Below are 8,878 nucleotides of genomic sequence, written 5' to 3'. Positions count from 1 at the left end.
GGTCCTGAAATAGATGTCGACGAAATTCACGCCGACGGCGGTCTGGCAAATCCGCACCTCGCCGTCGCCGGGCGGCCCGACGGGCGCATCGACGCGGCGCAGCACGCCGGCGTCGCCGTAGCGGTCGATCCCGATCCGGGCGGCGGTGACAACTTGGGTCATGACGTTCCTCGCAATCGAATGAAGTGACACGATCATCCCATCGTGCATAATCGAGCGAAATTCCCGTTACGCGCTCATCTACTGTGCAAAATTCGACCGATCCGACGCCAGCCTCTCCGCTGCCAATGAGCTGGGACGACCTCCGCTATTTCCTCGCGGTGATGCGCGGCGGCAGCCTGTCGGCCGCCGCGAGGGCACTGCAGGTCCAGCATTCGACGGTCGCTCGGCGCATCGACGCGCTGGAATCCGCGCTCGGCATCCGGCTGTTCGACCGGCTGCCGCGCGGCTGGCCGCCGACCGACGAAGGGCTGCATCTCGCCGAGCACGCGGCCCGCGTCGAGGCCGACGTGCATGCGTTCGCGCGCGCCGCGCAGGGCGCGGCGGCGCTCGACGGCGTCGTGCGCGTGTCGGCGTCGCCGGTATTTGCGAGCCACTTTCTCGCGCCGCGACTCGCCCGCGCGCAACGCGCGTGGCCCGCGCTGCGGATCGACCTGATGGGCGAGATGCACGCGGCCAACCTGTACGCACGCGAAGCCGACCTCGCGGTGCGCCTGTCGCGACCGAGCGAGCCGGGGCTGGCCGCGCGCCGGCTCGGCACGATGCGCTTCGCGCTGTGCGCGTCGCCCGAGCGGGCCGCCGAGCCGTCCGACACCTGGGCATTCCTCGGCTACGACGACGCACTCGCGCAGATGCCGCAACAGCAGTGGCTCGAACGCTTCGCGGCCGGCCGCCGCTTCGCGTTCGTCGCCAACGATCTGGCCGCGCTGCATCGTGCGTGCGTGGCCGGCGCGGGAATCGCGTTGCTGCCGCGCTTTCTCGTCGACGCACCGGTAACGGACGCGAGCGCGGGCACGCCGGCCTCGGCCGATCCGTCGCTGCCGGCCACCGCGGCGCTCGTCGAACTGACGTCGGCGCCTCGTTGCGATGTCGAGCGCGAGATCTGGCTCGTCGTCCACCCGGACGTGCGGCGCTCGCCGCGCGTGCAGCGCGTCGCGGACGCGATCGCCGACGCGGTGCGCGATGCGGAAGGCCACCTGTAGACCGGTACGCCCGGCATGGCAAGCGCGCGACGCTGCCGATGCCTTTACCGCACCGCCCGGCGGCCGGCATAGTAACGGTTTCGTCCGCCTGCTCCGCCATCATGCCCGCTGCTGCCGCCTGCGTCGTCCGCGACGCGACCGAGTCCGATCTCGCCGCCATTCACGCGATCTATGCGCACCACGTGCGCCACAGCGTCGCGTCGTTCGAGGAGACGCCGCCCGACGTCGACGAACTGCGCGCGCGCCGCGACGCGGTGCTGCGTCACGGGTTGCCCTATCTCGTCGCGGAATGCGACGGCCGCATCGCCGGCTACGCGTATGCGACGCCGTATCGCACGCGCAGCGCATACCGCCACACGATCGAGGACTCGATCTACATCGACGACGCACAGCGCGGCCGCGGCATCGGCCGCGCGCTGCTCGCGGCGCTGATCGCACGGTGCGAGACCGGCCCGTGGCGGCAGATGATCGCTGTGATCGCCGACGGCGGCACCGGCGGCTCGACGTCGCTGCACCGCGCATTCGGTTTCGAGCCGGCGGGCGTGCTGAAGGCGGTCGGTTTCAAGCACGGCCGCTGGATCGATACCACGCTGATGCAGCGCGCGCTCGGCGACGGCGCACGCACGCTCCCCGCCTCGCCCGAGCCTGTCGCGTCGCGCTAGAATGGCCGCATGTCAAAACAGACTCCCACCATGCCGGACGAGGCCGCCGCGAATTCCCGCAACGAGTACACGGTCGACGAACTCGCGCGCGTGTCCGACACGACCGTGCGCAACGTTCGTGCGTATCAGGATCGCGGGCTGCTCGCGCCGCCCGAGAAGCGCGGGCGCGTCGGCATCTACGACGACACGCACGTCGCCCGCCTGAAGCTGATCAACCATCTGCTCGCACGCGGCTACACGCTGTCGAACATCCAGGATCTGATCAAGGCGATCGACGAAGGTCACGACCTGCGCTCGATCCTCGGCCTGGAAAACGCGATCGGGGGCCGCTGGTCGCACGAACTGCCGAAAACCTATTCGCTTGCCGCCCTCGCGCAGATGTTCGGCCCGCAGACGGCGTCGCAACTGTCGCGCGTGACCGAACTCGGGCTGCTCGAACGGCACGGCCTGTCGTTCGTCGCGAAAAGCCCCGCGCTGCTCGAGGCAGCGGCCGCGATGACGAAGGAAGGCATCCCGCCGCGCGAACTGCTCGACGTGATCAGCCTCGCGCGGCCGCACTTCGACGCAATCGCGCGGCTGCTCGTCGATCTCGTCGTGAAGCGGCTCGACCGCTACGACGAAGGCACGCTGCCGCCGGTGACCGACGTGCCTGCGCTCGTCGATGCGATCTGGCGCCTGCGCCCGCTCGCGGCCGTGTTCGTCGAAGGCGAGACGAACCGTGCGCTCGAGAACGCGGCAAGCGCCTATCTCGGCGGGCGCGTCGCGACGATCCTCGACAAGAAGCTCAGCGACGAGGCGGCGCGGCAATCCGGCGCGACCGATACCGATCCGCAAGGCGACGGCGACAAAGCATAGGGCCGTCGCCGTCATATTCATATCGGCAATGCTTCGTTTGCGGGCGCGATCGCCCATGCGACGATTCTTCCAACCGGGCGGCACCGGCCGCTCGCCAGAAGACGTTTCGCATGGAGTTCGTTCGATGATTCGTTTCACCCGCTGGATCACCCGCACCGCCGCCGTCGCGCTCGTTGCGCTCTCCGCCACGTCGACCTTTGCGCAGGGCGGCGCCGACAAGGTCGTGCGCATCGGCTACCAGAAGGCCGGCCTGCTGTCGATCATCAAGGCACAAGGCTCGCTCGAAGCGCGGCTCAAGCCGCTCGGCTATGGCGTGCAGTGGTTTGAATTCCCCGCCGGCCCGCAACTGCTCGAAGCGCTGAACGCGAACAGCATCGACTTCGGCTATACGGGCGCGCCGCCGCCGGTGTTCGCGCAGGCGGCCGGCGTGCGGTTCGTCTATGTCGGCGCGGAGCCGCCGGCCCCGCACAACGAAGCCGTGTTGGTGAAGGCCGATTCGCCGATCCGTTCGGTCGCCGAGCTGCGCGGCAAGAAGGTCGCGCTGCAGAAAGGCTCGAGCGCGAACTACCTGCTGCTCGAAGCGCTGAAGAAGGCCGGCGTGCGCTATGACGAAATCCACCCCGTGTATCTCCCGCCGGCCGACGCGCGCGCGGCGTTCGAGAGCGGCAACGTCGACGCGTGGGTCGTATGGGATCCGTACTATGCGGCCGCGCAGAATGCGCTGAAGGTGCGCACGCTGTCCGACTATACGGGGCTCGCGGCGACCAACAACTTCTATGAAGCGACGCGCGACTTCGCGCAGCAGCATCCGGACGTGGTCGGCGCGATCCTGAAACAGGCGCGCGAAACGGGCCAGTGGGTCAACGGGCATCCGGCCGACACGGCCGCGCTGCTCGCGCCGAAGGTCGGCCTGCCGCAACCGCTCGTCGAGACGTGGATCAAGCGCGTGCCGTTCGGCGCGGTGCCGCTCGACGACCGGATTGTCGCGGCGCAGCAGCGGGTTGCCGATGCGTTCTATACGGCGAAGTTGATTCCGCAAAAGCTGAGCGTCGCGGAGAATGCGTGGATCGACACGAACGTGGCGAGTGCGCTCGCGGCGAAGTAACGCCAACGCACTCGAACGAGGCCGACGGACACCCTGCCCGTCGGCCTTTTCTGTCTTCTCGAATTTGCGGGAAACGCGGGAGGACCTGCCACGGGTTCCCTGCCCCGACCGCTGCCGCCGCTACCCTCGCGTCTAATCAAGATAGGGCGCCAAGACGCCCTCGATCCAGTCCATGAAGGCCCGCACGCGCGGCGACAGATTGCGCCGATGGGCCACCACGAGCGACGCCGCGAGCGGCTCGGGACGCAGGTCGGGCAGAACCTCGACCAGCGCGCCGCTTTCAATGTGATGCGCGAGCGCCGAATATCCCGCCTGGATCAACCCGATGCCGGCAAGCCCGGCCGCGTGATAGGTCTGGACGCTGTTGACCTGCATCGCGCTGGGCAACGGCAGCGACGCATAGCCGTCGCCATTCGGATATTCCCATCCGGGATGCCGGGCGCCGAGCGTCAGCGTGTAGTGGACCATCCGGTGCCCCTGGCTGCGCAGATCGTCGAGCGTGCGCGGTATGCCGTGCCGTGCCAGATAGGCCGGGCTCGCCGCATTCGTCATGCGCAGCTTGCCCAGCGGGCGGGCAATCAACGTGTCGTCGGTAATCGGACCCAGCCGGATCACGCAATCGAACCCTTCCTGCACGAGATCGACGCGCCGATCGGTGCTCGACAGTTCCAGTTCGAGCTCGGGATGCGCGGCCATCAGTTGCGGCAGTGCCGGAACCACGACGCTGCGTGCCAGCTCGGTCGGCATGTCGACGCGCAACCTTCCGCGCAGGCGTGTGCCGTTGCCCGAGAACATCGATTGCAATTCCTGCACTTCGGCCAGCAGGTCCCGGGCGCGGGAATAGAAGGCGCGGCCGTCCTCTGTCAACTGCACGCTCCTTGTGGTCCGATGCAGGAGCGCAACCCCCACGTCGCGCTCGAGCTTGCGGATTACCATCGACACACGTCCTTTCTGGATGCCCAGGCTTTCGGCCGCCCGCGTGAAGCTCGTCATTTCGGCGACACGGGCAAAGATCAAGAGCGCGTCGAGGTTTTGCATTGTTCACCCTGGAAGTAACAGCACGTTCAATCGGTCATCATTTATAACCCGGTTGCGACTCAGTAGAGTGCTTTCCCATGTCGTCGCCCGACGACAACCTGAACGAAAGGGAGCCATCATGACGCAACACACTTCTTCGGTTAAAGCGGTCGTTGTCTACCACTCCGGCTACGGGCATACCGAACGTATGGCAGCGGCAGTCGCCGAGGGTGCCGGCGCCGAACTCGTCGCAATCGACGCGGACGGAAATATTCCAGCGCACGCGTGGGACACGCTTGCGAGCGCCGATGCGATCCTGTTCGGCTCGCCGACCTATATGGGCGGCCCCAGCTGGCAGTTCAAGAAATTCGCCGATGCATCGTCTAAGGTCTGGTTCGACGCCGGGTGGCGCGACAAGATTTTTGGCGGCTTTACCAACAGCGCGAGCATTAACGGCGACAAGCTCAATACGCTCGAATACTTCGTTCTGCTCGCCGGCCAGCACGGCGGGATCTGGGCGAGCATGGACATCAAGCCGGCGAACGTGAAAGCCTCGATGCGTGACGACCTGAATCGCATGGGCTCCTATATCGCGCCGATGGCGCAGACGCCGGCCGACGCGTCGCCCGACGAGATGTCGTCAGGGGATCTCGAGACGGCACGCCGGTATGGCGCACGCGTCGCAACGATCGCCGGACAGTTTCGGGCAGGACGCGCTCGAATCGGCTGAAATCCGGGGGTGCGGGGCAAGCCGGCCTGCATGCCTTCGAGCTGTGCCGCGGTATGATGGCGGTACCTGCGCGCCACGCCGGATCGGGCGCGCAGCCATTCGGGGTCGCATCGTTGCGTCCGCCAACCGGACCGTCCAATGAAACAGTTACAACATAACGATTGACGGCCGCACTGGCGGCGCGTAGTGTGTCGCCAGAAGTTCAAGAAGTTCGATTGCTGTTCATCAATTGTCGCTACCCAGCGATATTCGTTGTCCTCTCCCTCCTTGACGCTTCAAACGCTCTCTCGTAGAGCAAATCTTTCTATTTTTTTCATCAAGGATTCTTCATGGATACCGGTATCGTCAAGTGGTTCAACGACAGCAAAGGCTTTGGCTTCATCACCCCGGACAACGGCGGCGACGACCTGTTCGCGCATTTCTCGGAAATTCGCGCCGACGGTTTCAAGACGCTGGCTGAAAACCAGAAGGTGAGCTTCGAAACGAAGCAAGGCCCGAAGGGTCTGCAAGCGGCCAACATCAAGCCGCTGTAAGGTTTGAAGGACCCGGCCTCCCGTAACGGACGCCGGGTTGCAGCGACATCCTCGCGGAGCTTCGACTCCCAAAGTTGGCGCGACTGCTCTTAGCTGCATCTGATTGACCAGCAGCTTGCCGAGCGCCACACGCCTCGTTGCACTTCATTCTCCCCTCTGGCTGCAAGGCCCCTTTTCCGCTTTTCGACTGCTTCAGATTCAGCTCGCAATGGCTTTGAATCGGCGCATCCGTGCACATTTCGCACGGCACGCGCGCACTCGAACATTATTAAAATTAAAACGCAAATGCAAAACCAACGAATTCAACAGTACAACGGCTATGCCGTTCAACCCTCGGCACATCGTTTGCCCGACGGTAGTTTTTCATCCAACCTGCTGCTCGAACGCGCCGAAGGCCGCTACCAGTTCTATTCGCTCGATTACTTCGTGAGCGAAGAGCAAGCGCTGCAGCATTCCAGCCGCTGGGCACGCAACTGGATCGACACGCGCGGCTAAAGCCAACGACCGGCCATCGTTCCAGCGACGCGCCGGCAGCCTGCGCCGGCCCGCTTTACTTCAACGCACCCGCCACCTTCTTCTGTCGCCACAGACACAGCAGATCGCACGCGACATGCGCGGCCGCGATCGCGGTGATGTCCGCGTGATCGTAGGCGGGCGCCACCTCCACGACATCCGCCCCGATCAGGTTCACCGCACCGAGCCCGCGCACGATCGCGAGCGCCTGCGCTGACGACAACCCGCCCGCGACCGGCGTGCCCGTACCGGGCGCGAACGCCGGATCGAGGCAATCGATGTCGAACGTCAGGTACGCGGGCCGCGCACCGACGATATCGACGATCCGCTCGACCGCCGCGCGCGAGCCGTGGTCGTGCACCCATGCGGCATCGAGCCGCTCGATCCCGAGAAAGTCGTCGTTCCACGTACGGATACCGACCTGCACCGACGTCGCGGGATCGATCAGCCCTTCCTTCACGGCCCTGTAGAACATCGTGCCGTGATTGAGGCTGTCCGGTTCGTCATCGGCCCACGTATCGCAGTGCGCGTCGAAATGAATCAGCGACAGCGGCTTGCCGTAGCGCTCCGCGTGCGCGACCAGCAGCGGATACGTGATGTAGTGGTCGCCGCCGAGCGTCAGCATCTTCACGCCCGAGCGCAGGATCGTGCGCGCATGCTCGACGATCGCCGGCTTGATCGACAGCGGATTGTGCGCGTCGAACCAGCAGTCGCCATAGTCGACGGCCGCGAGATCGTCGAACGGATCGAAACCCCACGGATACGGATTGAGCTCCGCGAGTTGCACGCTCGCCGCGCGGATCGCGGCCGGCCCGAGCCTTGCGCCGGCGCGATAGGTCGTCGCGAGATCGAGCGGCACCCCGGAAATCGCGACATCGACACCGTCGAGCGCACGCGAATAGTTGCGGCGCATGAACGACAGCACGCCCGCATAAGTATTTTCGATCGAGGAGCCGTACGGCGTCGTGCGACGGATCGCACCGTCGCCGTGGAGAAGCTCGGTCATGGTCGGACCTGTAGTCGTGGCGGCCGGCCGGTCCGTTTCGCCTGGCATGGGCGCGCGGGCCGGACACGGCATGGATTCATCGGGCACGCACCGGCTTGCGCATCCTGTCGCGCGGCCGGACGGGACAACGACATCGACAACGGCAATACCGCGGCGATCATAGCAAGCCGAATTGAAGGCGTTGCCCCGGTTCAGCCGGGGCAACGCGCGGAAAAATCCGGCGGCGGCATCGCCGCCCAATGCCTCCCATCGCTACCGTTTCCTAGAAGGATTCGCCGGTTCTTGCGCCCCCGTTCTTCCGGATAATGGCCGGCAGCCGCGCCCGCGACGGCGCGCCGTCCGCCACAAACAACCACAAACCGGAGACACTCGCCTTGATCGACACGCTTCCCGCCGCCTATCGCCGGCTCTGGCCGCTCGCCATCGCCGCCGCGCTGCTGTACGGGCTGTCGCTCGGCGCCGCGCCCTATCCGGGCCAAGCCGCCGCGAAAGCCGCGATGGGCCTCCTGCTGCTCGCGGCCGGCAGCACCTGCGGCGCGCCGCGCGAACGCGCGTGGCTGTGCGCGGCGCTCGCGACCGCCGTGCTCGGCGACGTGCTGCTTGCACTGCCCGGGCCGCTGTCGTTCGTGTTCGGCCTCGGCGCGTTCCTGCTCACGCACATGTGTTATTGCGCGCTCTTCTTCCGGTGGCGCGCGCGGCCGCACGGCTGGCGCATCGTCGCGCTCGTCGCGCTGTGGATCGCCGCGCCGGCGTTCTACGTGGCGTTCTTCCCGCACCTCGGCGAGCTGATGGCGCCGGTCGCCGTCTACATGCTCGTGCTGTGCGTGATGGCGAGCTACGCGCTCGCCGCCCGCACGCGCAGCGCGCTGGTCGCCATCGGCAGCCTGATCTTCGTCGGCTCCGATACGCTGATCGGCGTCGGCCGGTTCCTCGGCGGCTTTCCCGGCATCGACTACCTGATCTGGGGCCTCTACGCGCTCGCGCAGGTCCTGATCGTGGCCGGGGTTTTCCATGAGACGGCTGCCCGCTCGATCCGTCCCTGATACTGTTTCAAACAGACCATCGCGCACCGGCGATGTCGCTCAGCGCCGGTCCCGCCCTGCCGACGGCCCTTTCCGCGTCTCCCGCAATGCGGAACGCAGTCCGTTCCAAACCCCGCTCAGCCTTCTCCCGTCTGGCTTCCTGCCGTTAGAGCGCCGCTTCTAGCCGCTTGCGGTTTCCGGGCTCACCCACTATCGTTACATCAACCAATGTA

General features: G+C 66.3%; 10 protein-coding genes and 1 pseudogene. 8 read left to right on the top strand and 3 right to left on the bottom strand.

The genetic code is table 11. The features are described 5' to 3' along the window. Nucleotides 1-162: pseudogene (locus tag F3J14_RS36185) on the bottom strand (quinone oxidoreductase); the annotation flags it as partial. 125 nt (nt 163-287) lie between these two features. On the opposite strand from F3J14_RS36185, the gene F3J14_RS12875 reads away from it, so the two are divergent. The 4 genes from F3J14_RS12875 to F3J14_RS12860 all read left to right on the top strand — a co-directional run bounded on the left by F3J14_RS12875 (nt 288) and on the right by F3J14_RS12860 (nt 3,824). Beyond that, nucleotides 288-1,202, top strand: a complete 915-nt coding sequence (locus tag F3J14_RS12875; RefSeq protein WP_166723311.1) for a LysR family transcriptional regulator — start codon at nt 288-290, stop codon at nt 1,200-1,202. Between the two features lie 101 nt (nt 1,203-1,303). Then, complete coding sequence (locus F3J14_RS12870) at nt 1,304-1,864, top strand: GNAT family N-acetyltransferase (RefSeq protein ID WP_166723310.1); 561 nt, start codon at nt 1,304-1,306, stop codon at nt 1,862-1,864. 9 nt (nt 1,865-1,873) lie between these two features. After that, on the top strand, nt 1,874-2,719 hold the full coding sequence (locus F3J14_RS12865) for a MerR family transcriptional regulator (protein WP_166723309.1): 846 nt from the start codon (nt 1,874-1,876) through the stop codon (nt 2,717-2,719). 124 nt (nt 2,720-2,843) lie between these two features. Further along, nucleotides 2,844-3,824 (top strand): sulfonate ABC transporter substrate-binding protein, encoded by a 981-nt coding sequence (locus F3J14_RS12860; RefSeq protein ID WP_166723308.1) that lies wholly within the window; start codon nt 2,844-2,846, stop codon nt 3,822-3,824. 132 nt (nt 3,825-3,956) lie between these two features. Here F3J14_RS12860 and F3J14_RS12855 read toward each other — a convergent pair whose 3' ends face one another. Then, a complete protein-coding gene (locus F3J14_RS12855) occupies nt 3,957-4,862 on the bottom strand; it encodes a LysR family transcriptional regulator (protein ID WP_166723307.1) in 906 nt (301 codons plus the stop codon). 118 nt (nt 4,863-4,980) lie between these two features. Between F3J14_RS12855 and F3J14_RS12850 the strand changes: the two genes are divergently transcribed. From F3J14_RS12850 to F3J14_RS12840, 3 genes are all read left to right on the top strand, one after another. Next, complete coding sequence (locus F3J14_RS12850; protein WP_166723306.1) at nt 4,981-5,571, top strand: flavodoxin family protein; 591 nt, start codon at nt 4,981-4,983, stop codon at nt 5,569-5,571. Between the two features lie 329 nt (nt 5,572-5,900). After that, nucleotides 5,901-6,104, top strand: a complete 204-nt coding sequence (locus F3J14_RS12845) for a cold-shock protein (RefSeq protein WP_006485974.1) — start codon at nt 5,901-5,903, stop codon at nt 6,102-6,104. A gap of 285 nt (nt 6,105-6,389) precedes the next feature. After that, nucleotides 6,390-6,599: a hypothetical protein gene (locus tag F3J14_RS12840; RefSeq protein ID WP_006753082.1), complete on the top strand. Its 210-nt coding sequence runs from the start codon at nt 6,390-6,392 to the stop codon at nt 6,597-6,599. Nucleotides 6,600-6,654: 55 nt separating this feature from the next. Here the strand turns inward: F3J14_RS12840 and speB are convergent, their stop codons facing one another. Then, a complete protein-coding gene (gene speB, locus F3J14_RS12835; protein ID WP_166723305.1) occupies nt 6,655-7,623 on the bottom strand; it encodes an agmatinase in 969 nt (322 codons plus the stop codon). 374 nt (nt 7,624-7,997) lie between these two features. Here speB and F3J14_RS12830 point away from each other — a divergent pair, with 374 nt between their 5' ends. Then, nucleotides 7,998-8,666 carry a lysoplasmalogenase gene (locus F3J14_RS12830; RefSeq protein WP_166723304.1) on the top strand — a complete coding sequence of 223 codons (669 nt, stop codon included), beginning with the start codon at nt 7,998-8,000 and terminating at the stop codon, nt 8,664-8,666. Nucleotides 8,667-8,878 lie beyond the last annotated feature (212 nt).

The sequence above is a fragment of the Burkholderia sp. Tr-862 genome, assembly GCF_011753085.1.
In the GTDB taxonomy this organism is placed as follows: domain Bacteria; phylum Pseudomonadota; class Gammaproteobacteria; order Burkholderiales; family Burkholderiaceae; genus Burkholderia; species Burkholderia ambifaria.
This window is presented reverse-complemented; position numbering and strand designations above follow the sequence as displayed.

Bases quoted from the DNA above. Each gene is read 5' to 3' on its own strand.
- speB (WP_166723305.1), bottom strand. From the start codon at position 7,623: ATGACCGAGCTTCTCCACGGCGACGGTGCGATCCGTCGCACGACGCCG.
- F3J14_RS12865 (WP_166723309.1), top strand. From the start codon at position 1,874: ATGTCAAAACAGACTCCCACCATGCCGGACGAGGCCGCCGCGAATTCC.
- F3J14_RS12845 (WP_006485974.1), top strand. From the start codon at position 5,901: ATGGATACCGGTATCGTCAAGTGGTTCAACGACAGCAAAGGCTTTGGC.
- F3J14_RS12875 (WP_166723311.1), top strand. From the start codon at position 288: ATGAGCTGGGACGACCTCCGCTATTTCCTCGCGGTGATGCGCGGCGGC.
- F3J14_RS12850 (WP_166723306.1), top strand. From the start codon at position 4,981: ATGACGCAACACACTTCTTCGGTTAAAGCGGTCGTTGTCTACCACTCC.
- F3J14_RS12870 (WP_166723310.1), top strand. From the start codon at position 1,304: ATGCCCGCTGCTGCCGCCTGCGTCGTCCGCGACGCGACCGAGTCCGAT.
- F3J14_RS12840 (WP_006753082.1), top strand. From the start codon at position 6,390: ATGCAAAACCAACGAATTCAACAGTACAACGGCTATGCCGTTCAACCC.
- F3J14_RS12860 (WP_166723308.1), top strand. From the start codon at position 2,844: ATGATTCGTTTCACCCGCTGGATCACCCGCACCGCCGCCGTCGCGCTC.
- F3J14_RS12855 (WP_166723307.1), bottom strand. From the start codon at position 4,862: ATGCAAAACCTCGACGCGCTCTTGATCTTTGCCCGTGTCGCCGAAATG.